The organism is Microbacterium sp. NPDC058342, from assembly GCF_042723935.1.
GTDB lineage: Bacteria > Actinomycetota > Actinomycetes > Actinomycetales > Microbacteriaceae > Microbacterium.
In genome coordinates this window covers 1,494,755-1,521,340 of sequence record NZ_JBHXID010000001.1, presented here as the reverse complement: position 1 = coordinate 1,521,340, position 26,586 = coordinate 1,494,755, and the positions used below count along the sequence as shown (strand labels likewise).

At 69.5% G+C, this 26,586-nt stretch carries 31 protein-coding genes; 6 read left to right on the top strand and 25 right to left on the bottom strand.

Annotation, left to right across the window (positions count from 1 at the left end; translation table 11 throughout):
- Positions 1-2: 2 nt before the first annotated feature.
- The 9 genes from ACFWHT_RS07010 to rpsB form a co-directional block, all read right to left on the bottom strand.
- Entirely contained in the window at positions 3-719 is a 717-nt protein-coding gene (locus tag ACFWHT_RS07010) for an alpha/beta hydrolase (protein WP_378826755.1), read from the bottom strand.
- Positions 716-1,003, bottom strand: a complete 288-nt coding sequence (locus ACFWHT_RS07005; protein WP_378826753.1) for a hypothetical protein — start codon at positions 1,001-1,003, stop codon at positions 716-718. The genes ACFWHT_RS07010 and ACFWHT_RS07005 overlap by 4 nt, the downstream gene beginning before the upstream one ends.
- Positions 1,004-1,012: 9 nt before the next feature.
- Positions 1,013-1,579, bottom strand: a complete 567-nt coding sequence (locus ACFWHT_RS07000; RefSeq protein ID WP_378826751.1) for a transglycosylase SLT domain-containing protein — start codon at positions 1,577-1,579, stop codon at positions 1,013-1,015.
- Positions 1,580-1,709: 130 nt separating this feature from the next.
- Positions 1,710-2,294: a DivIVA domain-containing protein gene (locus ACFWHT_RS06995; RefSeq protein WP_378826749.1), complete on the bottom strand. Its 585-nt coding sequence runs from the start codon at positions 2,292-2,294 to the stop codon at positions 1,710-1,712.
- Complete coding sequence (locus ACFWHT_RS06990) at positions 2,294-3,397, bottom strand: phosphatidate cytidylyltransferase (RefSeq protein WP_378826747.1); 1,104 nt, start codon at positions 3,395-3,397, stop codon at positions 2,294-2,296. Before ACFWHT_RS06990 ends, ACFWHT_RS06995 begins: the two co-directional genes overlap by 1 nt.
- Positions 3,398-3,534: 137 nt before the next feature.
- Positions 3,535-4,089 (bottom strand): ribosome recycling factor, encoded by a 555-nt coding sequence (gene frr / locus ACFWHT_RS06985; protein WP_378826744.1) that lies wholly within the window; start codon positions 4,087-4,089, stop codon positions 3,535-3,537.
- A gap of 73 nt (positions 4,090-4,162) precedes the next feature.
- Positions 4,163-4,879: a UMP kinase gene (pyrH, locus tag ACFWHT_RS06980; RefSeq protein ID WP_378826742.1), complete on the bottom strand. Its 717-nt coding sequence runs from the start codon at positions 4,877-4,879 to the stop codon at positions 4,163-4,165.
- A gap of 99 nt (positions 4,880-4,978) precedes the next feature.
- Complete coding sequence (tsf, locus tag ACFWHT_RS06975; RefSeq protein ID WP_378826740.1) at positions 4,979-5,806, bottom strand: translation elongation factor Ts; 828 nt, start codon at positions 5,804-5,806, stop codon at positions 4,979-4,981.
- A 43-nt stretch (positions 5,807-5,849) separates the two neighbouring features.
- Complete coding sequence (rpsB, locus tag ACFWHT_RS06970) at positions 5,850-6,767, bottom strand: 30S ribosomal protein S2 (protein WP_378826738.1); 918 nt, start codon at positions 6,765-6,767, stop codon at positions 5,850-5,852.
- Positions 6,768-7,073: 306 nt separating this feature from the next.
- On the opposite strand from rpsB, the gene ACFWHT_RS06965 reads away from it, so the two are divergent.
- Complete coding sequence (locus ACFWHT_RS06965) at positions 7,074-7,625, top strand: murein hydrolase activator EnvC family protein (protein ID WP_378826736.1); 552 nt, start codon at positions 7,074-7,076, stop codon at positions 7,623-7,625.
- Between the two features lie 9 nt (positions 7,626-7,634).
- Here ACFWHT_RS06965 and ACFWHT_RS06960 read toward each other — a convergent pair whose 3' ends face one another.
- The 9 genes from ACFWHT_RS06960 to ACFWHT_RS06920 form a co-directional block, all read right to left on the bottom strand.
- Complete coding sequence (locus ACFWHT_RS06960) at positions 7,635-8,537, bottom strand: tyrosine-type recombinase/integrase (RefSeq protein WP_378826734.1); 903 nt, start codon at positions 8,535-8,537, stop codon at positions 7,635-7,637.
- A gap of 73 nt (positions 8,538-8,610) precedes the next feature.
- Positions 8,611-9,789, bottom strand: a complete 1,179-nt coding sequence (locus ACFWHT_RS06955) for a DNA-processing protein DprA (RefSeq protein ID WP_378826731.1) — start codon at positions 9,787-9,789, stop codon at positions 8,611-8,613.
- Positions 9,786-11,315 (bottom strand): YifB family Mg chelatase-like AAA ATPase, encoded by a 1,530-nt coding sequence (locus tag ACFWHT_RS06950; RefSeq protein ID WP_378826730.1) that lies wholly within the window; start codon positions 11,313-11,315, stop codon positions 9,786-9,788. The genes ACFWHT_RS06955 and ACFWHT_RS06950 overlap by 4 nt, the downstream gene beginning before the upstream one ends.
- Positions 11,312-11,674 (bottom strand): YraN family protein, encoded by a 363-nt coding sequence (locus ACFWHT_RS06945; RefSeq protein WP_378826728.1) that lies wholly within the window; start codon positions 11,672-11,674, stop codon positions 11,312-11,314. Before ACFWHT_RS06945 ends, ACFWHT_RS06950 begins: the two co-directional genes overlap by 4 nt.
- 97 nt (positions 11,675-11,771) lie before the next feature.
- Positions 11,772-12,098, bottom strand: coding sequence for a DUF2469 family protein (locus ACFWHT_RS06940; RefSeq protein ID WP_378826727.1), 327 nt, complete (start codon positions 12,096-12,098; stop codon positions 11,772-11,774).
- A 12-nt stretch (positions 12,099-12,110) separates the two neighbouring features.
- The gene (locus ACFWHT_RS06935; protein WP_378826726.1) at positions 12,111-12,773 is read right to left on the bottom strand and encodes a ribonuclease HII; all 663 of its coding nucleotides are present in this window, start codon (positions 12,771-12,773) and stop codon (positions 12,111-12,113) included.
- The gene (gene lepB, locus ACFWHT_RS06930; protein WP_378826725.1) at positions 12,770-13,501 is read right to left on the bottom strand and encodes a signal peptidase I; all 732 of its coding nucleotides are present in this window, start codon (positions 13,499-13,501) and stop codon (positions 12,770-12,772) included. Before lepB ends, ACFWHT_RS06935 begins: the two co-directional genes overlap by 4 nt.
- Before the next feature lie 120 nt (positions 13,502-13,621).
- Entirely contained in the window at positions 13,622-13,969 is a 348-nt protein-coding gene (gene rplS / locus ACFWHT_RS06925) for a 50S ribosomal protein L19 (RefSeq protein WP_311255303.1), read from the bottom strand.
- Between the two features lie 172 nt (positions 13,970-14,141).
- Positions 14,142-14,630: an MFS transporter permease gene (locus ACFWHT_RS06920; RefSeq protein ID WP_378826723.1), complete on the bottom strand. Its 489-nt coding sequence runs from the start codon at positions 14,628-14,630 to the stop codon at positions 14,142-14,144.
- A gap of 103 nt (positions 14,631-14,733) precedes the next feature.
- Between ACFWHT_RS06920 and map the strand changes: the two genes are divergently transcribed.
- Positions 14,734-15,516, top strand: coding sequence for a type I methionyl aminopeptidase (gene map / locus ACFWHT_RS06915; RefSeq protein ID WP_378826721.1), 783 nt, complete (start codon positions 14,734-14,736; stop codon positions 15,514-15,516).
- Between the two features lie 25 nt (positions 15,517-15,541).
- On the opposite strand, the gene ACFWHT_RS06910 is transcribed toward map, so the two are convergent.
- From ACFWHT_RS06910 to rpsP, 5 genes are read right to left on the bottom strand one after another with little or no spacing between them, the layout of a single operon-like run.
- Positions 15,542-16,282 carry a class I SAM-dependent methyltransferase gene (locus ACFWHT_RS06910; protein ID WP_378826719.1) on the bottom strand — a complete coding sequence of 247 codons (741 nt, stop codon included), beginning with the start codon at positions 16,280-16,282 and terminating at the stop codon, positions 15,542-15,544.
- Positions 16,283-16,306: 24 nt separating this feature from the next.
- A complete protein-coding gene (gene trmD, locus ACFWHT_RS06905; protein WP_378826717.1) occupies positions 16,307-17,032 on the bottom strand; it encodes a tRNA (guanosine(37)-N1)-methyltransferase TrmD in 726 nt (241 codons plus the stop codon).
- 20 nt (positions 17,033-17,052) lie between these two features.
- Entirely contained in the window at positions 17,053-17,637 is a 585-nt protein-coding gene (gene rimM, locus ACFWHT_RS06900; protein WP_378826716.1) for a ribosome maturation factor RimM, read from the bottom strand.
- Position 17,638: 1 nt separating this feature from the next.
- Positions 17,639-17,869, bottom strand: a complete 231-nt coding sequence (locus ACFWHT_RS06895) for an RNA-binding protein (RefSeq protein WP_071644715.1) — start codon at positions 17,867-17,869, stop codon at positions 17,639-17,641.
- Positions 17,870-17,875: 6 nt separating this feature from the next.
- Positions 17,876-18,316 (bottom strand): 30S ribosomal protein S16, encoded by a 441-nt coding sequence (rpsP, locus tag ACFWHT_RS06890; protein WP_378826715.1) that lies wholly within the window; start codon positions 18,314-18,316, stop codon positions 17,876-17,878.
- A 206-nt stretch (positions 18,317-18,522) separates the two neighbouring features.
- Between rpsP and ACFWHT_RS06885 the strand changes: the two genes are divergently transcribed.
- The gene (locus ACFWHT_RS06885; RefSeq protein WP_378826714.1) at positions 18,523-19,671 is read left to right on the top strand and encodes a glutamate--cysteine ligase; all 1,149 of its coding nucleotides are present in this window, start codon (positions 18,523-18,525) and stop codon (positions 19,669-19,671) included.
- Between the two features lie 3 nt (positions 19,672-19,674).
- Here ACFWHT_RS06885 and ACFWHT_RS06880 read toward each other — a convergent pair whose 3' ends face one another.
- A complete protein-coding gene (locus tag ACFWHT_RS06880; protein WP_378826713.1) occupies positions 19,675-20,646 on the bottom strand; it encodes a sugar-binding transcriptional regulator in 972 nt (323 codons plus the stop codon).
- Between the two features lie 97 nt (positions 20,647-20,743).
- Here ACFWHT_RS06880 and ACFWHT_RS06875 point away from each other — a divergent pair, with 97 nt between their 5' ends.
- The 3 genes from ACFWHT_RS06875 (at position 20,744) to glpK (ending at position 24,852) form a co-directional block, all read left to right on the top strand.
- Complete coding sequence (locus ACFWHT_RS06875) at positions 20,744-22,456, top strand: FAD-dependent oxidoreductase (protein ID WP_378826712.1); 1,713 nt, start codon at positions 20,744-20,746, stop codon at positions 22,454-22,456.
- A gap of 72 nt (positions 22,457-22,528) precedes the next feature.
- A complete protein-coding gene (locus ACFWHT_RS06870) occupies positions 22,529-23,281 on the top strand; it encodes an MIP/aquaporin family protein (RefSeq protein ID WP_378826711.1) in 753 nt (250 codons plus the stop codon).
- A 56-nt stretch (positions 23,282-23,337) separates the two neighbouring features.
- A complete protein-coding gene (gene glpK, locus ACFWHT_RS06865) occupies positions 23,338-24,852 on the top strand; it encodes a glycerol kinase GlpK (RefSeq protein ID WP_378826710.1) in 1,515 nt (504 codons plus the stop codon).
- A 100-nt stretch (positions 24,853-24,952) separates the two neighbouring features.
- Here the strand turns inward: glpK and ffh are convergent, their stop codons facing one another.
- Positions 24,953-26,503 carry a signal recognition particle protein gene (gene ffh, locus ACFWHT_RS06860; protein WP_378826709.1) on the bottom strand — a complete coding sequence of 517 codons (1,551 nt, stop codon included), beginning with the start codon at positions 26,501-26,503 and terminating at the stop codon, positions 24,953-24,955.
- Positions 26,504-26,586 lie beyond the last annotated feature (83 nt).

Below are 26,586 nucleotides of genomic sequence, written 5' to 3'. Positions count from 1 at the left end.
CCTCAATCCGCCCACACGGTCGACAGCGGCAGCGCGACCGGATTGACCGCGGCGACGATCTCCGTGAGCACCCGGCGGGTCTGGCTCTCCCCCACCCACAGATGCCTGCCGCCGTCGACGGCGATCAGGCGGGCGTGCGGCACGGATGCGAATCGCTCCCGCGCCTGTGCCGGACGCAGGTAGTCGTCATGCTCGGGGACGAGCACGACGAGTTCGCGGCGGTCGCCGCGCCAGGCGGACACGTCGGCCGTCGTCGCACGGTGCAGCGGCGGCGAGAGCAGGATCGCACCCTCGACCGGATGGTCTCGCCCGTACGTCAGGGCGAGTTCGGTTCCGAAGGACCAGCCGAGCAGCCACGGGCGAGGCAGGCCGCGCTCGCGCACGAAACCCATCGCCGCGGCGAGGTCGAACTGCTCGGCAGCGCCACCATCGAAGGAGCCTTCGCTGCGACCGCGCGGGGAGACCGTGCCACGCATGTTGAACCGGAGCACCGCGAGCCCCGCCTGAGCGGGCAGCCGCGCCGCCGCCTTCCGGATGATGTGCGTGTCCATGTTGCCCCCGGCCGTGGGCAGGGGGTGCAGCGTGACGAGTGTCGCGACCGGGTCGGCGTCCAGAGGGACGGCGAGCTCGCCGACGAGGGTCATGCCGTCCGCCGTCTCGAGCGTGATCTCGGTGCGCTGCGCCGGAAGAACCACAGGACCGCGGATCTCCCGGCTCACGCGATGCTCCAGCAGTGCGTGTGCCAGTGCCTGCGGGCTGCGAGGTCCGCCGACTCGCCCATCACACCGTCGGCTCGCCAGGCGACCACGTGCGCGGTCGACGGCGCGATGGCGCCGCCGCATCCCGGGCAGCGATACTCCTTCACCGCCTGCACGGCCGAGACAGGCTGCACGGTCCACTCCCTGCCGCGGCGGGTCTCCGTCCGCTTCCAGCCCGCCAGAAGGCGATCGAACGATTCGTCAGAGCGGGAGGGCTCGGGACGTCGCCGGCGTGATCGTGCCATACCGCCGGCTCACCACCAGTGGTGAGTGATCCAGAAGTTGTAGGCACCGCCCCAGCTGCCGTAGCGTCCCGTGGCGTAACCGGTGGCCCAGCGCAGGTTGTCCACCGGGTCGTAGCCGTTGCCCGGGACCTTGCTGCATGGCAGCGCCTGGACGAGTCCGCAGGCACCGGAGGAGCGGTTGGTCGCGTTCGGGTTCCAGCCGCTCTCGCGCGAGACGATGTAGTCGACGTAGGGCCAGTCGCTCTTCGCGATCCCGGCCGCCGTCATCCACTGCTCCTTGGAGCCCCCACCGCTGTACATCGGACGGGACGGAGCCGCGCCGCCCGTCGATGCCGCCTGCGGTTTCGGCTTCGGCTTCGGCTTGGGCTTGACGTAGACCTCGAAGACTCCGCGGTCCGCCGGCTCGATCTTCGCGCCCTCGACGGTGACGGAGATGTTCTGCGTCTCTCCCGAGGCCAAGGAGAACGCCGTGGTCGGCGCGTCGGTCGCGGTGGGATCGGCGACGGCCATTCCCGTGGGCGCGAGCATCGCCGCGGAGATACCGAGAACCGCGAGACCTGCCACCACGGCGCTCACGCCGCGCCGACGCGAGTTCTTCGACGTTCGACGGCCCGCGTTCGGGCGCGGCGCAGTCGATACCAGTTCGTTATCGGGAGTCACGATGGGCAACAGTCTACGCAGAACACCCTGAGACGTCCATGAGAGCTCACCGGACGGCCAGCATGACCTCGACGGTGGCATCGAGCAGGGCATCCACCTGCTCCTCACGGTACCCGCCCCGCTGCATCCGGAACGCGGCGCCGCGCACCTGCTCCACGGTGAGCGCCTCGCCGTCGCGCAGGAACGCCGAGATGCGGTCCGCGACGTGATCCACCTCGTCAAGGCGGTAGCCGAAGGTCAGCACACTGCAGCGCGCGAAGCGCTGGCGCTCCGGTCGGGCGAGATGGTCCAGGATCTGCTGCGCGTCCTCGCGCGCCTGCGCGACCCACGCGTCGACGCCGATCGAACGCAGCGCACGCTCTCGCGCCCGTGCCGCGAACGCATCCTCCACGCGTCCCAGGGCAGCGTCGACGTCGGCGATCACGTAGCCGTGCCGCACCAGGGGGAACGACGCGCCGCGCACGTCGTCCGCACCGAAGCCGGGTCGCTCGTCCTCGAAGGCTCCCTTGGCCGCCTCGAGGAAGGTGTCGACGGCGGCGCGGTGGTATCCGCGGGTCCGCCCGGTGGTGAGGGCGAACGCCGGCGGGGTCTCCTCCCGCCCGTCGAGCATGTCGAGATCAGCATCGGTCATCAGGAAACCATCCATGGGGAGAGCAGGAACGAGAGGGCGAGAGCGGGCACGGTCGAGGGCAGGATGCTGTCGAGCCGGTCCAGCAGTCCGCCGTGACCGGGCAGCCAGGAGCTCATGTCCTTGATGCCGAGATCCCGCTTGAGCATCGACTCACCCAGGTCGCCCAGGGTCGCCGAGATGAGGATCACCGCTCCGAGGATGAGCCCGCACCACCATTCGAGCTCCAACAGGAACATCGCCAGGAGCACCCCGACGAGCAGCGAGCCGAGCACGGCACCCGCGAAGCCTTCCCAGGTCTTCTTCGGGCTGATGCGCGGCGCCATCGGGTGCCTGCCGAAGGCGAGGCCGGCCGCGTAGGCGAACGTGTCGGCGGCGACCGCGATGGCGACGAACGACAGCACCCACCATTCGCCGTGTTCCCGGCCGAGCAGGATGAGGGCGACGGAGGTGAGGAAGGGCACGTAGATCTGGACGAACGCGCCCACGATGATGTCGGCGAGCACGTCGCCGTAGGTCCGCCCGTCCTTGACGACCATCTGGGCGACCATCCGCCAGACGGCGATGAACGCCACGGCGACGATCAGCACGACCCAGCTCAGCCAGAGCTCGCGCGACGCGCCCGCCAGCAGCACGCCCGCGCCGGCGATGAGTTGCGGCACGACGTCCACGCGCCGGCCGCCGGCTCGCAACGCCCGGGAGAGCTCGTAGGTGGCGAGAAGCCCCGCGGCGAGGGCGATCGGGATGAACAGCCACTTCACGAACAGCAGCGACGCCACCAGCGCCGCACCGAAGGCGACGCCGATCACGATGGCCAGGATCAGGTTGCGGCCGGTGCGCTGCTTGATGCGCTCGTTGGCCTGATCGAAGTGGTCACGGGCCTGCGAGACGTGGGACTCGATCTCATCCCGCTTGGCGCGCCACTGCTCCCGGATCGCGTTGTGCTCGCCCGTCACCGCGGGGACGTCCGCGCCCGCGGTCGACGCTGGACCGCCCTCGCCGGGAAGAGGCGGCCGAGGCGGCACGGTCGCCGCATCGAACGCCGGGAAGGCGCTGTCGTTCAGCGGAATGCCGGTGCGGGGTGTGCTTCCGCCGACGCGCGGCACGCCCCGGACGGGAGTCGCCGAGTCCTCGTTCCCCGCGAGCGGCGCTGCCGGCCGCCCGCGCGCCGGATCGGCCGCCCCAGCAGGTCCGTGACCCTCAGGTGGCCGTTCCTCGGAGTGGTTGTCGCCGGGCATCCCGCTCAGACCTCGAGGAGCTCGGCCTCTTTGCGCTTGAGTGCGTCGTCGATGAGGTCGACGTGCTGGCGCGTGATGGCGTCGAGCTCCTTCTCGCCGCGGGCGATCTCGTCCTCCCCCAGCTCGCTCTTGAGGGCGTCGAGCTCGTCCTTCGACTTGCGGCGGATGCCGCGCACGTGCACCTTGGCGTCCTCGCCCTTGGACTTGACGAGCTTCACGTACTCCTTGCGGCGCTCCTGGGTCAGCTCCGGCATCGTCACGCGCACGATGTTGCCGTCGTTCGTCGGATTCGCTCCGAGGTTCGGCATGTCGCGGATCGCCTGTTCGATCGCCTTGAGTGCGGACTTGTCATAAGGCGTGATGATCAGCGAGCGCGCCTCCGGGTTCGCGAGCGAGGCGAGTTGCGCCAGCGGTGTCGGCGAGCCGTAGTAGTCGACCATCACCTTCTGGAACATCTGGGGGTTCGCGCGCCCCGTGCGGACCGTGGCGAAGTCCTCCTTGGCGGCTTCGACCGCGCGCGTCATGCGTGAGGTGGTTTCGGCGAGGACATCCGCGATCACGGGGGCTCCTTACATCAGGGGTTTCAGACGATTCTATCCGGCAGGTCCTGCCGGACCGAGAGCGACAGGGCGCTCAGGCGGTGACGAGCGTTCCGATCTCCTCGCCCAGGAGCGCACGGGTGACGTTGCCCGCGGGCTCCATGCCGAAGACGCGCATGTCCATCGCGTTGTCCATGCACAGGCTGAAGGCCGTGGAGTCCACGACCTTGAGCCCGCCCTGCAGCGCCTCGCGGTACGTGACCCGCTCGATGCGCTCGGCGGTCGCGTCCTTGTTCGGGTCGGCGGTGTAGATCGCGTCGACGCCGTTCTTCGCGACGAGGACCTCCTGCGCTCCGATCTCCAGCGCACGCTGCGCCGCGACGGTGTCGGTGGAGAAGTAGGGAAGGCCGGCGCCCGCGCCGAAGATCACGACGCGTCCCTTCTCCATGTGGCGCTCCGCGCGCAGCGGGATGTACGGCTCCGCGACCTGCGTCATGGAGATGGCGGACTGCACCCGGGTGGGAGCGCCCGCCTGCTCGAGGAAGTCCTGCAGAGCGAGGGCGTTCATCACCGTTCCGAGCATGCCCATGTAGTCGGCCCTGCCTCGGTCCATGCCGCGCTGGCTCAGTTCGGCGCCGCGGAAGAAATTGCCGCCACCGACGACGATGGCGATCTCGACGCGGTCCACAGCCGCGGCGATGTCCCGCGCGATCTGGCTGACGACGTCGGGGTTCACACCCAGCTGTCCTCCGCCGAAGGCTTCGCCGGAGAGCTTCAAGAGGACGCGACGGCGTCCGGTGCGTTCGGTCATGGGGTGTGATCCTCTCGTCTGTTTCACGATAATGCCTCAGGTCGATCCGGGCATGCAGAAGGGGTTCGGATCACGTGGATCCGAACCCCTTCTCAGGTGTTACGCGCCGACCTTGAACCGGGCGAAGTCGGTGACGGCGATGCCGGCATCCTTCGCGACCTGGCTCACGGACAGCTTGTTGTCCTTGGCGTAGTCCTGCTCGAGCAGTGCGACCTGCTTGAAGAACGCGGTCACGCGACCCTCGACGATCTTCGGCAGCGCGGCCTCGGGCTTGCCCTCGTTGCGCGAGATCTCGGTGACGATGTCGCGCTCCTTCTCGACCTCGGCCGCGGGGACGTCCTCGCGGGTGAGGTAGGACGGGTTCGCGAACGAGATGTGCTGCGCGATGCTGCGAGCGGTGTCGGCATCCGAACCGGTGTACGCGACGACGACGCCGATCTGCGGGGGAAGGTCCTTGCTGGTGCGGTGCAGGTAGACCGAGAGGCCCTCACCCTTGACGGTGCGCACGCGACGCAGCTCGACCTTCTCGCCGATGATGGCGGCCTCATCGGAGATGAGCTGCTCGACGGTCTGGTCTCCCGCCGGGGCTGCCAGGGCGGCCTCCAGCGAGTCCGCTCCGACGGCGGCGACCGCGTCGGCGACCTTGTCGGCGAGCGTGATGAAACGCTCGTTCTTCGCGACGAAGTCGGTCTCGCAGGCGAGCTCGATCAGCGTGACGGCGCCGGCGGTCTCCCGCGCGGCGACCAGGCCCTCGCTGGTGGAGCGGTCGGCGCGCTTCGCGTTGCCCTTGGCACCCTTCAGGCGCAGGATCTCGGTGGCCTTCTCGACGTCGCCGTCAGCCTCCTCGAGCGCCTTCTTGGTGTCGACCATTCCCGTTCCGAGCTGCTCGCGCAGCGCCTTGATGTCGGCGATGGTGAAGTTGGCCATGTGTGGTGGCTCCTTGCTTCGTGTCTGTGCGTGTGTGCGGTGCTTACTTGGCGTCTGCGTCAGCCGCGACCTCGGCCGGAGCCTCGTCAGCGGCGGGAGCCTCGGTCGCGTCGGCGGCCGGAGCCTCCTCGGCAGCGGAAGCCTCCTCGGCGGCGGGAGCCTCGGTCGCGTCGGCGGCCGGAGCCTCCTCGGCGGCGGGAGCCTCGGCGTCGCCCTGGAGCAGCTCCTGCTCCCACTCGGCGAGCGGCTCGGCGTCGCCGGCGTCCGGGTTGTGCTTCTGCTGCAGGCCCTCGGCCGCAGCGTCGGCGATGATGCGCGTCAGCAGCGAGACCGAGCGGATCGCGTCGTCGTTGCCGGGGATCGGGTACTGGAAGTCATCCGGGTCGGCGTTCGTGTCGAGGATGCCGATCACCGGGATGCCGAGCTTCTTGGCCTCGTCGATGGCGAGGTGCTCGCGCTTGGCGTCGACGACCCACAGGGCCGACGGGGTCTTCGAAAGGTTGCGGATGCCACCGAGCGACTTGTGCAGCTTGTCGAGCTCGCGCTTCTTGAGCAGCAGCTCCTTCTTGGTGAATCCGGAGGCGGCGGGGTTGTCGTAGTCGAGCTCCTCGAGCTCCTTCATGCGGGCGAGACGCTTCGCGATGGTGGAGAAGTTGGTGAGGAGGCCACCGAGCCAGCGCTGGTTGACGTACGGCTGGCCCACGCGGGCGGCCTGCTCGGCGAGGATCTCCTGCGCCTGCTTCTTGGTGCCGACGAAGAGGACGGTGCCGCCCCGGGCGACGGTCTCCTTGACGAAGTCGTAGGCCTTGTCGATGTACGACAGCGACTGCTGCAGGTCGATGATGTGGATGCCGCTGCGCTCGGTGAGGATGAAGCGCTTCACCTTCGGGTTCCACCGGCGGGTCTGGTGTCCGAAGTGCACGCCGCTGTCGAGCAGCTGGCGGATGGTGACCACAGCCATGGTCGTCTCCTTGTTCTGACGCTCTCGCGTCGTTGAGGTTGGTGTCGCCGATCAGACGATCGGCAGTCCTGGTGCCCGGCGCACACCCGCCCGTTCTCGGAACGGGACCTGTGGGAGTGGATGCCACGACCGGAGTCGCTCTGGGCACGCGTAGTCACCCCGATTTCGAGGTGCTCGTCCAGTGTACAGGATGCGCGCGCCCCGGATCGCGGCGATCCCTCTCCACAGGGGGCCGTGCCGGCGGTCTTCTCCACCGGCGCCGTGAACCGGGCGCCGGGCGCCGCACGACACGGGCAGAGTGGCGGGATGGATGCCGGAATGATGGGGCCGCGCACGCGTCTGCGACGCATCGTTGCGGCGCTCATGCTGGGCGCGGTACTGATCGCGGGGACGGGCGCGCTGTCCGCGGCGGCAGTGGACGGGAGGGCCGGGGAAGCCCCGGTCGATAGCCCGTGGCGCTGGCCGGCGGATGGACCGCGTGAGGTGCTGGTCCCGTTCCGAGCCCCTGCGCACGAGTACGGTCCCGGCCACCGGGGCATGGACGTCGATGCGGGCTCGGGCGTGCCGGTCCTGGCGCCTGCCGCGGGCATCGTCGCCTTCCGCGGCGTCGTCGTGGATCGCCCGCTGATCACCATCGACCATGGCGGCGGCTACGTCACGACGCTGGAACCCGTGGCGTCGGAGCTGACCCCCGGGGATGCGGTCGCGGCGGGCGAGCGCGTCGGCATCGTCGCCTCCGGCGGGCACGCGATGGGCAGCCTCCACGTCGGGGTGCGCATCGACGGCCGGTACGTGAACCCGCTGGGACTGTTCGGCCTGGTCCCCCGGGCCGTCCTGCTCCCGTGCTGCCGCCCCTGAACACGTCGCTCAGGCACGTGGATGCGCGAGCCGGTAGCTGGCTGTCAGACGCTCCGCGGACACGTGAGTGTAGATCTGGGTGGTGCCCAGGCTCGCGTGCCCGAGAATCTCCTGCACCGCACGCAGATCGGCTCCTCCGTCGAGCAGATGGGTGGCTGCCGAGTGACGCAGGGCGTGCGGTCCGACGTGCTCGGCGCCCACGATCGGACCCAGGGCGCGCGCCACGAGAGCGTAGACCGTGCGCGGTCCGATGCGCGCTCCGCGGGCGCCGAGGAACAGCGCGGGGGTCGTGCGCTCGGTGCGGGCCTGCAGGACCGGCCTGGCGCGGGTGAGGTGTGCGCCCAGGGCCTCGGCCGCAGGAGCGCCGAACGGAACGACTCGCTCCTTCGCGCCCTTGCCCAACACCCGGACCGTGCGGCGGTCGAGATCGAGCTCGTCCACGTCGACGCCGCACAGTTCGGACACCCGGATGCCCGCGGCGTAGAGCATCTCGAGGATCGCGTGGTCGCGCAGCGCGATCGGGTCGCCTCCCGCGGCCGCGGCGCGCTGCGCATCGAGCAGCTCGCGCATCCCGTCCGCGGATGCCACGACGGGGAGGGTCTTCGCCCGGCGAGGCGTGACCAGGCGCAGGCTCGGATCCACGGCGACGATCCCGGCGTCGCGGGCCCAGCCGAAGAACGCGCGCACGGCGGCGGCCCTGCGCGCCATCGTCGAGCGTGCGTCACCGCGCTGCGTGGCCCGCCAGAGCCATTCGCGCAGCGTCTCCAGGTCGATGTCGTCCAGAGGCGGATCATCGACGGTGCGGCCGAGGTCGGTGAGATCGGCGCGGTAGGCGCGGACGGTGGCGGGCGAGAGCCTGCGCACCTGGGCGAGGTGCGTGATGAACGCATCCACCGAGTCCGAATACCTCATGTCACCAGCATGCCCTCACGGTGTCGTCACCGCGCCGTGCCGCTCCGCACACCTCGGCGGTCCGATTCCCCGATCATCCGCGGCGCCGCCATCCGGTGGCATCCGAGACCACGGCATCGTCCAGCGTGAGCAGTCCGAGGAGGCTCCGCACCCGCTCGGGTGAGAGCCCGCTGCGCCGAGCGAGGTCCTCGACGGGGCGGGGCGTGCGGCCGCTGAGCGCATCCAGCAGGCGGGTGCGCTCGTGATCGACCGCACCGGCCGCGGGCGCGGTCGGCGTCAGCTCCTCTCCGCAGAGCTCGCGAACCTCCTGGGCGCTGGTCACGCACACGGCGTCGTACTCCCGGAGCAGGCGGTGACAACCCGCGGACGCTGCCGAGGTGATCGGCCCGGGAACGGCTCCGAGCGGGCGCCCGAGCGCGGCGGCGTGGCCCGCGGTGTTGAGCGATCCGCTGCGCCAACCGGCCTCGACCACCACAGTGGCGGCGCCCGCCGCCGCAATCATCCGGTTCCGTGCCAGGAACCTCCATTTCGTCGGGGCCCCGCCGCACGGGACCTCGCTGAGCACGGCTCCGTGACGGCGGATGCGGTCGAAGAGCTGCTGATGCCCCATCGGGTAGGCACGATCGATGCCACCGGCGAGGAACGCCACGGTGGCACCCCCGGCGCCGAGCGCCGCGCGATGAGCCGCCCCGTCGATGCCGTAGGCGCCCCCGGACACGACGACCGTGCCGCCCGCAGCCAGATCCCCCGCCAGGTCCGCTGCCGCTGACTCCCCGTACGCGCTGGCGGCGCGCGCTCCCACAATCGAGACGGTGGGGCGGCCGATCAGCGCCGGCACATCGCCGCGTGCCCACAGCAGCACGGGCGCGTGCACGCCGAGGTCGTCCAGCCCCGCGAACCACGCCTGATCCCCCGGCAGCAGCATCCGCCCCTCCACTTCGAGGCAGGAGGTGAGCGCGTCGAGCACCGCGCTCACCCGCGCGCGCGGACGCCACCGCGCCCGAGCCTCGCTGAGCTCCCGCGCCGTGACCGAGCCCGGTGCGAGCAGCGATGCCTCCCCCATCGCCGCTTCGAGAGCGGGTCGGGCTCCCATCGTCGTGATCAGCGTCCCGGCGACCCCGTCGCCAGGCTCGATGAGCACCGACCAGGCGGCGCGCGCGATCACCTCATCGAGGTTCGCGTCCGGTCGCAGCCGTGCGGCCGCCGCACGCACCTCGGGGTCATCGAACACTCGAAGGCCCATTGCGGTCATCCCAGCAGTCCTCTCTTCAGGAACAGCGCCCGGCCCAACTCGTCGCTCCCCGGCGCCGTGCGCCCGGCGAGATCGCTGAGCGTCCACGCGATGCGGAGCACCCGGTCATAGGCCCGTAAGGTCACGGCGCCTCTCTCCAGTGCACGATCCAGGGGCGCCCGCACCGCGGCGGGCAGACGCAGCGCACCCTGACGCAGTCGCTCCCCGGGCACGTGACCGTTCACCCGCCATGGGCTGCCGCGCCAGCGGTCCTGAGCGGCGGCGCGGGCCGCCAGCACGCGCTCTCGCGCGAGCGCTGTCGTGACGGCCGAGCGCTCCCCTGACGTCGCCCGCGATGCCGCGACGCGGGCGACCTGCAGATCGATGTCGATCCGGTCCCGCAGCGGACCGGACAGTCGCCCGGCGTAGCGTCGGATCGCCATCGGCGGACAGGTGCACTCCGCTCCCCGGACGCCGTAGCTCCCGCACGGACAGGGGTTCATCGCGAGCACGAGTTGGAATCGCGCCGGGAAGCTCGCGGAGAAGCCCGATCGGTGGATCTCGATGCGGCCGGATTCGAGAGGCTGTCGGAGGGCATCCAGTGCGACGCGCTGGAACTCGGGCGTCTCGTCCAGGAACAGCACGCCCCGGTGCGCTCGGACGATCGCTCCGGGACGTGCTGCGCGGGATCCGCCCCCGACGAGAGCCGCGGCCGACGCGCTGTGATGCGGGGCTTCGAACGGCGCCAACGTGTCAAGGCGGCTCACCGGATCCCCGGCGAGCGAGCGGATCGCGGCGACCTCCAGCGCCTCTTCCTGCGAGAGCTCGGGAAGGATGCCGGGCAGCCGGCGGGCGAGCATCGTCTTCCCCGCTCCCGGCGGCCCGCTGAGCATCATGTGGTGCCCTCCGGCCGCGGCGGCGATGAGCGCGTCTACCGCGTCGTCCTGCCCGATGACATCCGAGAGGTCGAGCGGCTCCGCGAGCGGCTGCTCGGTTCCCGCCGCCTCGACCGGCTCGATCTCGCCGAGTTCGACGTCTGCTCCGTGCAGGGCCGCGACCTCGGCGAGCGACGCGGCGGCATGCACCTCCACGCCGGGAACGAGACGGGCCTCGGCGGCGTTCGCGTGCGGGACGATGACACGACCGAAACCCGCTCGCGCGGACGCGTACACCGCAGGCAGCACACCCGGAACCGGTCGAAGCCGGCCGTCCAGGCCGAGTTCGCCGATGTGCACGGTCGTGCGCACCGCCTCACGGTGCAGGGTCCCGGTCGCAGCCAGGGTGGCGACCGCGACGCTCAGGTCGAAACCGCTGCCGGTCTTGGGGAGGTTCGCCGGTGACAGGTTGACGGTGAGCCGACGACGCGGGAAGTCGAGACCAGCGTTCACGCACGCGTTGCGCACTCGCTGAGCCGCCTCGCCCAGCGCCTTGTCGGGAAGGCCGATGATCTGGAACATCGGCGTCTGATTGCTGATGTCCGCCTCGACCTCCACCATGTGCCCGTCGACCCCGGTGAGAGCCACCGCCCACGTGCGCGCGGTGCTCACAGCACGTCCTCGAGATGCTCGAGTCGGGCACTCGCGGCATCCGCGCCCGTCAGTCCGACCGCCTCGACCCGGATGCGGCGTCGCCGCGCCGTCTCCGGATGCGCCTCGGCCCACGCGAAGGCGAGCTGCCACAGCCGCCTGCGCTTGCGCTCGTCGATGGCCTCGAAGGGATGGCCGAAGCTCTCCGATCGGCGCGTCTTCACCTCGACGATGCTGAGCACGTCGCCGCACGTGGCGACGATGTCGATCTCCCCCTGCCCGCATCGCCAGTTGCGTGCGAGGATCGCGTACCCGCGCAGCCGCAGGTACTCTGCGGCACGCTCCTCGCCCTCACGCCCGAAGTCGTCTTTCGCTGCCATGCCGACAGCCTGGCGGGGTGCGCCGACGCCGGAGCGCCGGAATCACGGCCGCTGTGGAGAACCCGCTGAGATCAGCGCGCTGGGGACTGGAGTGGGATCACTTGCCGTCGAGCGAGAGCTCGTCGGGCAGCTCGAACTCGCGGCGCTGGAGCTCCTCGACGTTGACGTCCTTGAACGTGAGCACCCGCACCGCCTTCACGAAGCGGTCGGCACGGTAGATGTCCCATACCCAGACGTCCTTCATCGAGAGCTCGAAGTAGAAATCCGTCTCGGTGTCGCGGCGCACCACGTTCACCTCGTTGGCGAGGTAGAACCGCCGCTCGGTCTCGACCACGTACTGGAACTGCGCGACGACGTCGCGGTACTCACGGAACAGTGCGAGCTCGAGTTCGCGGTCGTAGTCGTCGAAGGCATCCTCATCCATGATGACTCCATCCTAGAAGAGCGTGGGAGCGTCGGCGATCGCCCAGGACGCTCTGTGCAGCGGCGAGAGTCCCCGCTCCCGGATGGCCGCCCGGTGCTCCAGGCTGGCGTAGCCCTTGTTCCGGTCCCATTGATAGGCGGGGTGCTCCTCGTGCACCTCCCCCATCAGCGCGTCCCGCGCGACCTTCGCGATGACCGAAGCGGCCGAGACCGAGGCGCAGTCCCGGTCGGCCTTGATCACGGGCCGCACCGTGATCGGCACCGGGTGCACCCGCGACACGTAGTCATGATTGCCGTCGAGGATCACCAGCGTCCTCTCCGAAGACGCACCGAGCTCGACGACGCCCTGCACGGCTCGCGAAGCGGCCAGGCCCAGGGCGCGCATGATGCCCACCTCGTCGATCTCGGCGGCGCTCGCCCACCCGACGGCCGACGCCAGCACCCAGTCCCGCGCGCGCTCGGCCATCTCGGGCCGGCGGCGCTCCGTGATGAGTTTCGAGTCCCGCAGACCTTCAGGCACCCGCCGACGGGATCCGGCGGCGTCCATCACCGCGGCGCCCACCGCGACCGGACCCGCCAGTGCCCCGCGTCCGACCTCGTCCAGCGCGATGATCAGATCGAACTCGTCCCGGAGCAGACGGCGCTCGGTGCGCAGGGTGGGCGCGACGACGGTCATTCCGTCTCCGGAACCGAGCGGAACACCTCGTCGTGGGTGTCGATGAGCCCGAAGCGGTCGAAGGGCCAGGTCGTGAGGAAGGCACGCCCGACGACGGCATCCAGAGGCACGAAGCCGCCACCGGGAAGCTCCTGATGCGCCCGCGAGTCCTGCGAGCGGTCGCGGTTGTCGCCCATCACCCAGATCGCGTCGTCGGGGACGGTCACGTCGAACTCGGCGTTGGAGGCCGCCGTATCGCCTTCGGGAAGGTTCAGATACGACAGCTCGTCGATGGGCGAGCCGTTCACCGTGACCTGGCCGAGCGCGTTGCAGCACACGATGTGGTCACCGGGAAGCCCGATCAGCCTCTTGACCAGATGATCCTGCGCGTCCGACGTCGACAGCCCCACGAACGTGAGCACCCAGTCCGCGGCCTCGACCAGAGGCGGCCGGGCGGGTGTCTGCGGCGCGGGCGGCAGCCAGCCTCCCGGGTCCTTGAACACGACCACGTCTCCGCGGTCGTAGCCCGCCCAGCGCGGAGACAGCTCGTCGACGAGGATCCGGTCGTTGATCAGCAGGGTGCGCTCCATCGACCCGGACGGGATGTAGAACGAGCGCACGACGAAGCTCTTCACCACGAACGAGACGAGCGCAGCGATGACGATGATCACCAGCACGTCGCGCAGGAAGGCGAGTGCACCCCGTCGCCGTGGGGACCGCTCAGCGGATTCGGCGGCGTGCGCTGTCATGGGCTCTCACTTCTTCTTCCGACCCGCACGATGGCGGCATCTACAAGGGTCGCACATCCCGGTGCAGACGACAGAACCCCGGGACCGTCGTGTCCCGGGGTTCGTGTACGGAGGTCGCGATCAGTTGTCGCGCTTCTCCTTGATCTTCGCCTTCTTGCCGCGGAGGTTGCGCAGGTAGTACAGCTTCGCGCGACGGACGTCACCGCGGGTGACGACCTCGATGTGGTCGATGACCGGCGAGTGGACCGGGAACGTGCGCTCCACGCCCACCTGGAAGCTGATCTTGCGGACGGTGAAGGTCTCGCGCACACCATCGCCCTGGCGGCCGATGACGACGCCCTGGAAGACCTGGATGCGCGAACGCGAACCCTCGGTGATGTTCACGTGCACCTTGACGGTGTCGCCGGGGTTGAAGACAGGGATGTCGGAACGGAGCGAAGCCGCGTCGACGGCGTCGAGGATCTGCATGATCGTCTCTCTCTGCACTCGCCACAGGTCGGATGCATGATTCAAAGGAACAAGAACGGGTGTGTGCCGAGCGGCGCGCGAGGCGTCCGCGGGTTCCCCTGAGGCAGAACCGGATCACGGCACAAGAGTTCATTCTGCCATGAACTCGCGCGCCGCTCCAATCCGGCGCGCGTCACTCCTGCGCGCGGCGCTCCTCGATGACGATGACGTCCTCCACAGGCGTGGCCTGCGGGTCGCCGTCGCGAGGCATCGCCCGCCAGCTCACCGTCTCCCGGATGCGCACTCCCGCGCCCCGTGCCTCGTTCCACAGCTGTCGCAGCTGCATCCAGAACAGGCCGACCGCCGCGATGATCGCCCCCGCCAGCAGCCATCCGAACGCGCCGTCCAGGAACAGGCCGACGGCGATCGTCAGAGCGTGCCAGATGCCGAAGCCGGCGACGTCCCACCAGGAGAGCGCGCGCTCGGCGCGCACCGACGGCCGTGAGCGGGTCAGCAGCGTCAGCCCCAGCTGTCCCACGAACACCGCGGGCATCGCCATGAACAGCACCCACAACAGACCCCAGACGCTCTGGCCGAAGACGGCCCAGCCGATGAAGATCCACAGCGGCAGCACGAAGGCCGCCGGCAGAAGCCAGCGGAAGAACGCCTCACGCAACCACATGTCTCGATCGTACGTGCGCGGGCCGCGGGGCGGCCATCTGTTCGCTGTGAGCTTTCGCGTCCGCGGATCGGGGAGAATGGATGCTGACGAGAGGACCTCCCCCATGATCGAACTGCGCACACCCGCCGAGATCGACGAGATGCGAGCCGCCGGCCGCTTCGTCGCCGAGACGCTGGCGACGCTGCGCGACGAGACGAAGGTGGGCACGAATCTTCTCTCGATCGACCGTCACGCTCACGAGCTGATCCGCAAGGCGGGCGCCGAGTCGTGCTACATCGACTACGCGCCCTCGTTCGGCAACGGGCCGTTCGGCAAGGTCATCTGCACCTCGGTGAACGACGCCGTGCTGCATGGTCTCCCCCACGACTACACCCTGCGCGACGGTGACCTCGTGTCGCTGGACTTCGCGGTGTCGGTCGACGGCTGGGTGGCCGACTCCGCGGTGTCCTTCGTGGTCGGCACAGCGCGCGATGAGGACCTGCGTCTGATCGACACCACGGAGCGCGCGCTGGACGCGGCGATCGCCGCTGCGGTGGTCGGCAACCGGATCGGCGACATCTCGGCATCCATCGCCGCCGTCGCTCACGGCGAGGGCTACTCGATCAACACGGATTTCGGCGGCCACGGCGTGGGCCGGATCATGCACGGTGACCCGCACGTGCCGAACGACGGGCGGGCGGGCCGTGGATTCCCGCTGCGGGAGGGCCTGGTCTTCGCCCTGGAGCCCTGGTTCCTCGCGACGACCGACGAACTCATCACCGATGCGGACGGCTGGACGCTGCGCAGCGTCGACGGCTCGCGCGGATCTCACTCGGAGCACACGGTCGCCGTCACGAAGGACGGCCCCGTCATCCTCACCGACCGGAGCTTCCTCGGCGTCGACTGAAAGCCGACGATTCGCCTGTCCTGCGTCAGGCGAGAGACCGGTACACGTACACGTCGGTGATCTGCGGCAGGTCGAACGCGTCGCGGCCCGCGGTGTCCGGGTCGGTGTCGAGGATGCGGTTCAGATCGTCGAGCATGCGCGAGCGCTGATCGTCGGATGCCGCCAGGAACGAGCTGACCGTGAGCCACCGCGCGACGTAGTCGGCGCGACGGATGCGCTCGGTCCAGGGGAATTGCAGGAAGCGCGGCGACTTGAATCCCTTCAGGCGCTCTGTGCTCTCGGGCGAGGCCGTCAGTCCGTTCTCGAGCTGCGGGTGCGCCACGCGCGTGCAGGCCCGGTCCCACGCACAGGAGGGATCGGAGTGATTCCACACCAGCCCGAGTGTGCCTCCGGGGACCAGCACCCTGCGGATCTCCGCACACGCCGGCTCCCTGTCGAACCAGTGGAAGGCCTGCGCGACCACCACCAGGTCGACCGAGGCGTCGGATGCCGGGATCGACTCGGCCGTGCCGATGTGCGCCTCGACTCCGGGCAGTTTGCCGCGCAGGACGGTGAGCATCTGCTCCGACGGCTCCACCGCGATGACGCGGGATGACCGTGGGACCAGCAGCTCGGTGAACTTGCCCGTGCCGGCGCCGAGGTCGAGCGCTGCCTCCGCGTGAACGGGGACTATGGCATCCGCGGCCGCCTCCGGGAAGCCCGGGCGGAAGCGCTCGTAGTCCTCCCCGACGTTCAGGAACGATTGGGCCAGCGCCTGGTCTGCCATGCCTCAACGCTACCGGTCAGATGCTCACTCTCCGAGCAGGTCGGGTCGCCGGGCGCGGGTGCGCTCGACCTGCTGCTCGCGACGCCACGCGGCGATCGCACCGTGGTTCCCGCTGAGCAGGATCGGCGGCACCTCGCGGTCGCGCCACACCGACGGCTTCGTGTACGAGGGGTACTCGAGCAGACCGTCCTCGTGCGACTCCTCGACCAGGCTCTCGGGATTGCCGATGACGCCGGGGATGAGCCGCCCGATCGCCTCGACCATGGCCATCACGGCGACCTCTCCGCCGTTGAGCACATAGTCACCGAGGCTGATGAGGCGCACCTCGCCGAGATCGGCGGCGTACTCGAACACGCGCTCGTCGATGCCCTCGTAGCGCCCGCAGCCGAAGATCAGGTGCTCGCGCCCGGCGAGCTCCCGCGCGGTGGCCTGGCTGAAAACCTCCCCCGCCGGCGACGGAAAGATGATCGTCGGGCGAGCCGCACCACGATCGGCGGCGAGTCGATCGAGTGCGAGGCCCCAGGGCTCGGGCTTCATGACCATGCCGGCCCCGCCGCCGTACGGCGTGTCGTCGACGGTGCGATGGCGGTCGTGGGTCCAGTCGCGCAGGTCGTGCACGTTCAGGTCGAGGATGCCGGAGTCCTGCGCCCTGCCGAGCAGGGAGAGCGTCAGACCGTCGAAGTACGACGGAAAGATCGAGACGACGTCGATGCGGTGCGCCGAGCGACCGGAGAGAGCCGAGGTGGGCATGCGTCGATGCTAGCGAGAGGTCACTCGGCGGGAGCGTCGTCCGCGGTGCCCGCACCGTCTGGATCGACCTGCGTCGTCGTGGTCTCTTCGAAGAGTCCCGCGGGCGGGGTCACGACGACGCGCCCGCCGGGGATGTCCACCGTCGGCACGATCGCCGAGACGAACGGGACCATGACCTCTGCGGAGGCCGTCTTGACGATCAGCAGGTCCTGCGCGGGAAGGTGCTCGACCCGGACCACACGACCGACGACGACGTCATCGCGCACGACGTCCAGCCCGACGAGCTGGTGCGCGTACCACGCGTCGTCCTCGACCTCGTCGTCCTCGTCCATCCAGAGGATCGCGCGCACGAGGGATTCCGCGGCGGTGCGGTCCTCGACGCCCTCGAGGAAGACCACCGAGTTCCCGTTCATGACCCGGTACTCGCGGATCGTGACGGTCTTGCCGTGCCAGGCGGATGCCTCGGGCACCTGGAGCGTGAACTCCGCGCCCGGGATGAAGCGGCGTTCCGGATTGTCGGTGTACAGCTCGAGCTTCAACGCGCCCTTGAGGCCGTGCGCCTTGAGCAGACGGCCGACACGGAGCTGGTTCCTGTCGCCCGCCACGTCAGTCGTCCGCGACGTCGACGCGGACGCGACGCCCGTCGGCGAGTGCGGAGATGAGGGTGCGCAGCGCCTTGGCGGTGCGGCCGCCGCGCCCGATCACGCGACCACGGTCATCCGGGTGCACGTGCACCTCGAGCAGATCGCCACGGGGCGACGCGGATGCGGTGATGCGGACATCGTCCGGGTGATCGACGATCCCCTTGACGACGTGTTCGAGCGCGGCGGCGAGCACGGCGGATTACTCTGCGTCGGCGGCGGGAGCCTCAGCGGCCTCCGCGTCGGCGGCGGGTGCCTCGGCGGCGGGTGCCTCGGCCGGCTCGGCCTTCTTCTCGGCCTTGGGCTTGACGACCGACTTCTTGGCCGCGTCGACCTCGAACGGCGCCTTGGCCTCGGCGACCTGGACGGTGGACTTCGCGTCCTTGTCGCCCTTGAACTTGCCCCAGTCGCCGGTGAGCTTCAGCAACGCGGTGACCTGCTCGGTCGGCTGGGCGCCGACGGAGAGCCAGTACTGCGCGCGCTCCGAGTCGACCTCGATGAACGAGGGCTGCTCGGTCGGGTGGTACTTGCCGATCTCCTCGATCACACGACCATCGCGCTTGGTGCGCGAGTCGGCGACGACGATGCGGTAGTAGGGCGCACGGATCTTGCCGAAGCGCTTGAGACGGATCTTGACAGCCACGATTCTCCTGAATGGTGTGGAAAGGAAGACGAACGTCGCCTGGAGCGTGGGGTGCACACCCGGCGGGAGCTCTGGGGGTGGAGCGGATGCTGGATAGAGGGTCGAGCAGCCGCCCGACCCTCTATTCTGCCAGATACCGCGGCGCTGCGCGAAACGGTGCGACACGGTGCACGCCGTCGCCGGACACCGCGTGCGAGACTGTGCGCGTGCCGATCGAATTCGCCTCTTCCGCCCGATCGACCGTCGGCGTGGAATGGGAGGTCATGCTGGCCGACCCTGCCACCGGCGATCTGGTCGGGCGGGCGCCTGAGCTGCTCAGCGATCTGGAGTCGCAGAGCGCCTCCGAGCGGCACACGGTCACCGGCGAGCTGCTGACGAACACGATCGAGGTCACCAGCGGCGTCGGGGTCACCGTGGCGGACGCCGTCGGCGACATCGCCGCGGCCATCGCTGCGGTGCGACGCTCGACCGACCCTGCCGGGATTGAGCTGCTCTCGGCCGGCAGCCATCCATTCGCCCAGTGGTTCAACCAGCGCGTGACGGACAAGAACCGCTACCACAAACTCATCGAGCGCACGCAGTGGTGGGGGCGCAACATGATGATCTGGGGAATCCACGTGCACGTCGGCGTCGAGGATCGGGCGAAGGTGCTGCCGATCGTGGGCGCTCTGTCCGGATTCCTGCCGCACCTGCAGGCGCTGTCGGCGTCCAGCCCGTACTGGGCGGGAGAGCGCACCGGCTACGCCTCCAATCGCTCGCTGGTGTTCCAGCAGTTGCCGACGGCGGGCCTGCCCTGGCCGATCAGCACCTGGGCGGAGTTCGAGCGCTACCTCGAGGACATGACGCGCACCGGCGTGATGCGAGACGCGTCAGAGGTGCGCTGGGACATCCGCCCGGCGCCCCGGTGGGGCACGATCGAGGTGCGTGCCTGCGACGGGATGTCGACCCTCACCGAACTGGCATCCGTGGCAGCCCTGACGCAGACCCTCGTCGAGTTCTTCTCCCGCGAGCTGGATGAGGGCAGACCCCTGCCGACACTCGCCCCCTGGTTCCACCGGGAGAACAAGTGGCGTGCGGCCCGCTACGGCCTGGACGCCCGGGTGATCGTCGACCCGGCAGGATCGCAGGTGCCGGTTCGTGAGCACCTGTCCGCCGTGCTCGACGACCTGCAGCCGATCGCCCGCGACCTGTCCTGCATCGCCGAGCTCGAGGGCGTGCGCACCATCGTGCGCGACGGCGCCAGCTATGCCCGTCAGCTGAAGACCGCCGACGCCGCCGGCGGCGACCTGCGCGAAGTCGTCCAGCACCTGATCCGCGAGTTCCGCGCCGGGCCCGAGAGCTCGACCGCGGAGTGAGGTTCAGTCGTCCTCGATGAGCAGACGGGCGAGCGTCTCATCCAGCACGACGTCGGTGACCAACCCCGCTGTGATGGCGGCCTGAAGGGTGCCGGCCTTCGCCGCGCCCGACACGATGCACACCCGCCGGGGCACCCTGCGGAGCATGTCCAGCCCCATCCCCGTCGAGCGGGCGTTGAGCCCGATGTCCTGCCAGGTGCCGTCAGCGCGGAAGAACACGGTCGCCACGTCTCCGATCGCGCCGTCCTCGCGCAGGCTCCGGTAGTCCTCGCGGTTGAGGTACCCGCCGACGTAGACGCGGCTGGGCACCTCCGACTGCGGCGAGCCGAGCCCGAACACCGCGATGTCCATCTTCGACTGGACCGAGAGCACACGGCGGGTGCTGCGCTCGCGCCACATCGCGGCACGCGTGTCGGGGTCGTCGAAGAAGGCCGGCACGGGGAACTGCTCCACCTGGGCGCCGAACGCGTGCCCGAACCGCTGCAGGATGTCGCTCGAGTAGTCCAGCCCGCTGGTCTGTGTGTTTCCGGCGCCGTTCAGCTGCACGAACGTCGTCCCGTGCGTCTCCTTCTGCACGAGCGACCGGCTCACCATGCCGATGGTCGATCCCCAGGCGATTCCGATGACCATGTTCGACTCGACGAATTGCGAGAGCAGGCGCCCCGCCGTCAGAGCCACCCGCTCCAGGCGCTCGACCTCGTTCACGACCCCCGGGATGGGCACGATGTGCGCGGCGATCCGGAACCGGGCGCGCAGCTGCTCCTCGAGCTGACCCACCCGCTCGAAGGGCGAGTTGACGCGGATGTCGACCAGTCCGGTCTCCCTCGCGAACGACAGCAGTCTCGACACCGAGGAGCGGGAGGTGCCCAGCTCGGTCGCGATGGCGTCCATCGTCATGTCCTGCAGGTAGTAGAGCTTGGCGGCCGTGAGCGCCGTCGTGGTCTTCGCATCCTGCCGGCCGGAATCGCGGGTCATGGTCATCACCTCCGTGACCCAGCCTTGCACATTCGTGCAGGATGATTGCGTGATCCTGCCAGGAGCCGGATGCTGGAGGCAGGACGAAGGAGACATCATGGTCGACATCACCCGCAGGGCACGACGAGACGGCGAGCTGGCAACCGTGCGCGAGAGCGGACGGACGACGGTCCTCATCATCGGCGCAGGCATCAACGGCATCTCCCTCTTCCGAGATCTGGCACTCCAGGGCGTCGACGCCGTGATCGTCGACCGCGGCGATTTCGCGAGCGGCGCCTCCGCGGCATCCAGCCATATGATCCACGGCGGCATCCGCTACCTGGAGAACGGCGAGTTCCGGCTCGTGCGCGAATCCGTGCAGGAGCGCAACGGACTGCTGCGCATCGCCCCGCACTACGTCAAGCCGCTGGAGACGACGATCCCGATCTATTCGACGTTCTCCGGCATCCTGGCCGCCCCGCTGCGCTTCCTCACGCACCGCAGCGGCAAGCCGCAGGAGCGCGGCGCCGTGCTGATCAAGCTCGGCCTGACCATCTACGACACCTTCTCGCGCGCCGGCGGCACGGTCCCCCGGCACCGATTCCTCGGACGCACCTCGTCACTGGCGGAGTTGCCGCAGCTGGACCCGAAGATCAAGTACACAGCCACCTACTACGACGCATCGATGCACGATCCTGAGCGCCTCGCGCTGGACGTGCTCCAGGACGGGCGCTCCGCGAACACCGGCTCCTACGCTCTCAACTACGTCGAGGCCGTCGGCCGTGACGGCGACGGCGTGGTGCTGCGCGACCGGGAGACCGCCGAGGAGTTCACCCTCCGCGCCGACGTCGTGGTGAACGCCTCCGGGCCCTGGACCGATCTCACGAACGACGCGCTCGGAGAGCGCACACGCTTCATGGGCGGGACGAAGGGGTCGCACATCGTGCTCGATCACCCCGAGCTGCTGGCGGCCACGCAGGGACGCGAGATCTTCTTCGAGCACTCCGACGGCCGCATCGTGCTGATCTACCCCCTCAAGGGCCGGGTGCTGGTGGGGACCACCGACATCGACGCCGATCCGCGTGAGCCGGCCCGGTGCACCGACGATGAGATCGACTACTTCTTCGATCTCATCCATCACGTCTTCCCCGCCATCCAGGTCGACCGCGACCAGATCGTGTACCGCTTCGCGGGCATCCGGCCGCTGCCCCGCCACGAGGACACCGCCCCCGGGTTCGTGTCCCGCGACTACCGGGTGGAGCTCGATGAGAGCGGTCCGGCGCCCCTGCTGAGCCTGGTGGGCGGCAAGTGGACGACCTTCCGCGCTCTGGGCGAGACGCTCGCCGACCGCGTGCTGGGACTGCTGGGCCGCACCCGGTCGGTGTCGACCGCCGATCTTCCGATCGGCGGCGGACACGGCTTCCCGCGCACGACACGCGCCCGCGCGGCCTGGAAGCAGGCCAATCTGCCCGGCGCGGACGCCGCTCGCGGCGACCAGCTCCTCACCCGCTACGGCACGCGCGCCGCTCAGGTCTGGGAGCACATCGAGAAGGAGGAGGACCGCCCGCTCGCCGGCGGTGCGCTCTCGGTGCGCGAACTGGAGTGGATGGTCGAGAACGAGCTCGTCGTGCGGCTCGCCGACATCGTGTTGCGCCGCACCAGCATCGCGTTCGTCGGGGACGTCTCCGGCGAACTGCTGGTGGAGCTCGCGGACGCGCTCGCCCCGCTGATGGGCTGGGACCGGGATCGCCGGGACGCCGAGGTCGAGGCCACGACGCAGCTGCTCGACGACGCGCACGGACTCGACATCGCCCGAACCGCGATCCGATAGCAAAGACGTCCGCCACCCGGCGGCAACACCATGCGTGCGCGTCCGCGCACGCGAAGAAAGGTCAAAGAAGACATGACGGACATCAACCTGTGGCTGTACTTCCTGTCGGAGCTCGTCGGGACGGGCATGCTGGTCCTCCTCGGTTGTGGTGTGGTGGCGAACGTGGTCCTCACCAGGACGAAGGGCTTCAGCGGCGGCTTCCTGATGATCAACTGGGGCTGGGGCCTGGCCGTGTTCGCCGGTGTGCTCGTGTCGGCCTACTCCGGCGCCATCCTCAACCCCGCCGTCGGCATCGGACTGCTCCTCGCGGGCAAGATCGATCTGGCGATGTTCGCGGTCGCCTCCGCGGCTGAGCTGATCGGCGCCATCCTCGGCGCGATCCTGGTGTGGGCCTCGTACCGGCAGCACTTCGACGCCGAGGAGGACGCGGCGGGAAAGCTGGCGGTCTTCTCGACCGGCCCGCAGATCCGCTCCTACGGCCACAACCTCATCACCGAGATCGTCGGCACCTTCGTGCTGGTGTTCGCCATCTTCGCCTTCGCCGACTACGGCGACATCGAAGTGGGCACGCCCGGGGGCCTGGGGCCGCTGACCGCCCTGCCCGTCGCACTGATCGTGGTATCGATCGGCGCCTCGCTCGGTGGCCCCACCGGGTACGCCATCAACCCGGCCCGTGACCTCGGACCGCGCATCGCGCACGCGATCCTTCCGATCAAGGGCAAGGGGTCGAGCGACTGGGCGTACTCCTGGGTGCCGATCGTCGGGCCGCTGGTCGGCGGTGCGCTCGCAGCGGCGGCGTCGCCGCTGCTGCTCAACCTGGCCTGAGCCAACCCTGACGATCATTCAGAACGACCCGTGACGGGCATTCAAAGGAGAAGAGCATGACCGAGTACATCATCGCTATCGACCAGGGGACGACGTCGAGTCGCGCGATCATCTTCGACCGCAAGGGCAACATCGTCTCCACCGGTCAGAAGGAGCACGAGCAGATCCTCCCGAAGGCGGGCTGGGTCGAGCACGACGCGCTGGAGATCTGGCGCAACGTGCAGGAGGTCATCGGACTGGCACTGAGCCGGGCCGACCTCACGCGGCACGACATCTCCGCGGTGGGCATCACGAATCAACGCGAGACGGCGGTCGTCTGGGACCGCAACACGGGGCAGCCCGTGTACAACGCCATCGTCTGGCAGGACACGCGCACGCAGGAGATCGTGGACCGGCTGGCATCCGAGGGCGGCACGGACCGGTTCAAGGACGTCGTCGGGCTTCCGCTGGCGACCTACTTCTCCGGCACGAAGATCACCTGGATCCTGGAGAACGTCGACGGGGCGCGCGAGAAGGCGGAGGCGGGCGACCTCCTCTTCGGCACCACCGACTGCTGGGTGCTCTGGAACCTCACCGGGGGCGTCGACGGAGGCGTGCACGCGACCGACGTGACCAACGCGTCGCGGACCATGTTCATGGACCTGGAGACGCTCGAGTGGCGCGACGACATTCTCGAGGCGTTCGGGGTGCCGCGCTCGATGATGCCCGAGATCCGCTCGTCCTCCGAGGTGTACGGTCGCGCCGAGGACTCGTCGCTGCTCCGTGAGACCCCGATCGCCGGCATCCTCGGCGACCAGCAGGCCGCGACCTTCGGTCAGGCCGCGTTCGAGAAGGGCGAGAGCAAGAACACCTACGGCACCGGCTGCTTCCTCATCTTCAACACGGGCGAAGAGGTCGTGCACTCCAAGAACGGGCTGCTCACCACCGTCGGGTACAAGCTGGGCGACCAGCCCACCCACTACGCGCTCGAGGGTTCCATCGCCGTCACCGGATCGCTGATCCAGTGGCTGCGGGACCAGTTGGGGATCATCTCGTCGGCACCCGAGGTGGAGAAGCTCGCCGAGCAGGTGGAGGACAACGGCGGGGTGTACATCGTGCCCGCCTTCTCGGGCCTGTTCGCACCCTACTGGCGCCCGGACGCACGCGGCGCCATCGTGGGCCTGACCCGTTACGCGAACCGGAATCACATCGCGCGTGCGGCCCTGGAGGCGGTCGCGTTCCAGACGCGCGACGTGCTCGACGCGGTGAACGCCGACGCCGGCGTGGATCTCAGCGAGCTCAAGGTCGATGGCGGCATGGTGGCCAACGACGCTCTCATGCAGTTCCAGGCCGATGTGCTCGGCGTCGCGGTCGTGCGGCCGAAGGTCGCCGAGACGACCGCCCTCGGCGCGGCGTACGCGGCGGGGCTCGCGGTCGGGTTCTGGAACGGCCTCGACGATCTGTCCGCCAACTGGCAGGAGGACCGCCGCTGGGAGCCGACGATGGACGAGGAGGAGCGCGATCGTCAGCTCCGGCTGTGGCGCAAGGCCGTCACGAAGTCCATGGAATGGGTCGATGAGGACGTCCGCTGAGACCCGATGACAGCCGATGGCCCGGATGCGCATATGCACCCGGGCCATCGGCCTTCTCGTGCCGCGGTGACGACGGGCGTCGTCACGCCACGGCGCCAGGTCAGCCCTTGCCGAACAGCTTCTGGATCTCGGCGAGCTCCGCCTCGCTCGGCGCCGCCTGAGCGCCCAGACCGAAGCCCGATCCGGTCGGATCGGCGTTGGAGCTCGCGAGGCCGGCGTTCTCGGCCGCGCGCTTGGCCGGATTGCCCGAGCGGGACCCGCCCTTGCTCTTCGAGCCCTTCTTGCCGCGCTTGGCGGAGGCTCCCGGCTTGCCCATCGGCCCCATGCCGGGGATCTGCGGGGTGCCGCCGCGAGCGACCGTCTTCATCATCTTGGCCGCCTGCTCGAAGCGCTGCACGAGCTGGTTCACGTCGGTGACGGTCATGCCCGACCCCTTGGCGATCCGCAGGCGACGGGACCCGTTCAGCAGCTTCGTGTTGCGCCGCTCGGCGGGAGTCATCGATCGGATGATCGCCTCGGTGCGATCGACCTCGCGCTCGTCGAAGTCGTCGAGCTGCTGCTTCATCTGGCCCATGCCCGGGAGCATCCCGAGCATCTTCTTCATGGAGCCCATCTTGCGCATCTGCTGCATCTGCTCGAGGAAGTCCTCCAGCGTGAAGGTCTCGTTGGCGAGCTTCTCGGCGACCTTCATCGCCTCGGCCTCGTCGAAGGCCTGCTGCGCCTGCTCGATCAGCGTGAGGATGTCGCCGAGGTCGAGGATGCGGCTCGCCATGCGGTCGGGGTGGAACGGCTCGAGGTCCTCGAGGTTCTCCCCCGTCGAGGCGAAGATGATCGGTCGACCGGTCACCGATGCGACCGACAGCGCCGCGCCGCCTCGGGCGTCGCCGTCGAGCTTGGAGAGCACGACGCCGGTGAAGTCGACGCCCTCCTGGAAGGCCTTGGCGGTGTTGACGGCGTCCTGACCGATCATCGCGTCGATGACGAAGAGGACCTCGTCGGGCTCGGTGGCCCGGCGGATGTCGGATGCCTGCTTCATGAGCTCGGCGTCGACGCCGAGGCGTCCGGCGGTGTCGATGATGACGACGTCGTGCTGCTGCCGGCGCGCGTGCTCGACGCCCGCCTTCGACACCTGAACGGGGTCGCCGACGCCGTTGCCGGGCTCGGGGGCGAAGATCGCGGCGCCCGCGCGTTCGGCGACGACCTGCAGCTGGTTCACGGCGTTCGGTCGCTGCAGGTCGGCGGCGACGAGCAGGGGCGTGTGGCCGTCGGCCTCGAGCTGCCTGGCGAGCTTTCCCGCGAAGGTCGTCTTACCGGACCCCTGGAGCCCTGCGAGCATGATCACCGTCGGCGGGTTCTTGGCGAACTCCAGCCGGCGCTGCTCGCCGCCGAGGATCGCGACGAGCTCCTCATTGACGATCTGCACGACCTGCTGCGCGGGGTTCAGCGCCCGGTTGACCTCGTCGCCGAGGGCCCGCTCGCGCACTCTGCCCGTGAAGTCCTTCACGACGGAGAGCGCCACATCGGCGTCGAGGAGAGCGCGACGGATCTCGCGGACGGTGCCGTCGACGTCGGCGGGGCTCAGCTTTCCCTTCGTGCGCAGATTGCGGAAGGTCTCGGTGAGCCGATCGGAGAGCGTGCCAAAGGTAGCCATGGTGCCTCTGATTCTACGCGAGCGGGCTCGCGACTGCCGCCGCGGGATAGCCGTCGCGCCCTCGCGCTCAGCGGTGAGGGCCA

Coding starts and splice junctions, on each gene's coding strand:
- ACFWHT_RS07005 (WP_378826753.1), bottom strand. CDS start 1,003: ATGGCACGATCACGCCGGCGACGTCCCGAGCCCTCCCGCTCTGACGAA.
- ACFWHT_RS06995 (WP_378826749.1), bottom strand. CDS start 2,294: ATGACCGATGCTGATCTCGACATGCTCGACGGGCGGGAGGAGACCCCG.
- pyrH (WP_378826742.1), bottom strand. CDS start 4,879: ATGACCGAACGCACCGGACGCCGTCGCGTCCTCTTGAAGCTCTCCGGC.
- tsf (WP_378826740.1), bottom strand. CDS start 5,806: ATGGCCAACTTCACCATCGCCGACATCAAGGCGCTGCGCGAGCAGCTC.
- rpsB (WP_378826738.1), bottom strand. CDS start 6,767: ATGGCTGTGGTCACCATCCGCCAGCTGCTCGACAGCGGCGTGCACTTC.
- ACFWHT_RS06965 (WP_378826736.1), top strand. CDS start 7,074: ATGGATGCCGGAATGATGGGGCCGCGCACGCGTCTGCGACGCATCGTT.
- ACFWHT_RS06960 (WP_378826734.1), bottom strand. CDS start 8,537: ATGAGGTATTCGGACTCGGTGGATGCGTTCATCACGCACCTCGCCCAG.
- ACFWHT_RS06955 (WP_378826731.1), bottom strand. CDS start 9,789: ATGACCGCAATGGGCCTTCGAGTGTTCGATGACCCCGAGGTGCGTGCG.
- ACFWHT_RS06945 (WP_378826728.1), bottom strand. CDS start 11,674: ATGGCAGCGAAAGACGACTTCGGGCGTGAGGGCGAGGAGCGTGCCGCA.
- ACFWHT_RS06940 (WP_378826727.1), bottom strand. CDS start 12,098: ATGGATGAGGATGCCTTCGACGACTACGACCGCGAACTCGAGCTCGCA.
- ACFWHT_RS06935 (WP_378826726.1), bottom strand. CDS start 12,773: ATGACCGTCGTCGCGCCCACCCTGCGCACCGAGCGCCGTCTGCTCCGG.
- lepB (WP_378826725.1), bottom strand. CDS start 13,501: ATGACAGCGCACGCCGCCGAATCCGCTGAGCGGTCCCCACGGCGACGG.
- rplS (WP_311255303.1), bottom strand. CDS start 13,969: ATGCAGATCCTCGACGCCGTCGACGCGGCTTCGCTCCGTTCCGACATC.
- ACFWHT_RS06920 (WP_378826723.1), bottom strand. CDS start 14,630: ATGTGGTTGCGTGAGGCGTTCTTCCGCTGGCTTCTGCCGGCGGCCTTC.
- map (WP_378826721.1), top strand. CDS start 14,734: ATGATCGAACTGCGCACACCCGCCGAGATCGACGAGATGCGAGCCGCC.
- ACFWHT_RS06910 (WP_378826719.1), bottom strand. CDS start 16,282: ATGGCAGACCAGGCGCTGGCCCAATCGTTCCTGAACGTCGGGGAGGAC.
- trmD (WP_378826717.1), bottom strand. CDS start 17,032: ATGCCCACCTCGGCTCTCTCCGGTCGCTCGGCGCACCGCATCGACGTC.
- ACFWHT_RS06880 (WP_378826713.1), bottom strand. CDS start 20,646: ATGACCCGCGATTCCGGCCGGCAGGATGCGAAGACCACGACGGCGCTC.
- ACFWHT_RS06875 (WP_378826712.1), top strand. CDS start 20,744: ATGGTCGACATCACCCGCAGGGCACGACGAGACGGCGAGCTGGCAACC.
- ACFWHT_RS06870 (WP_378826711.1), top strand. CDS start 22,529: ATGACGGACATCAACCTGTGGCTGTACTTCCTGTCGGAGCTCGTCGGG.
- glpK (WP_378826710.1), top strand. CDS start 23,338: ATGACCGAGTACATCATCGCTATCGACCAGGGGACGACGTCGAGTCGC.
- ffh (WP_378826709.1), bottom strand. CDS start 26,503: ATGGCTACCTTTGGCACGCTCTCCGATCGGCTCACCGAGACCTTCCGC.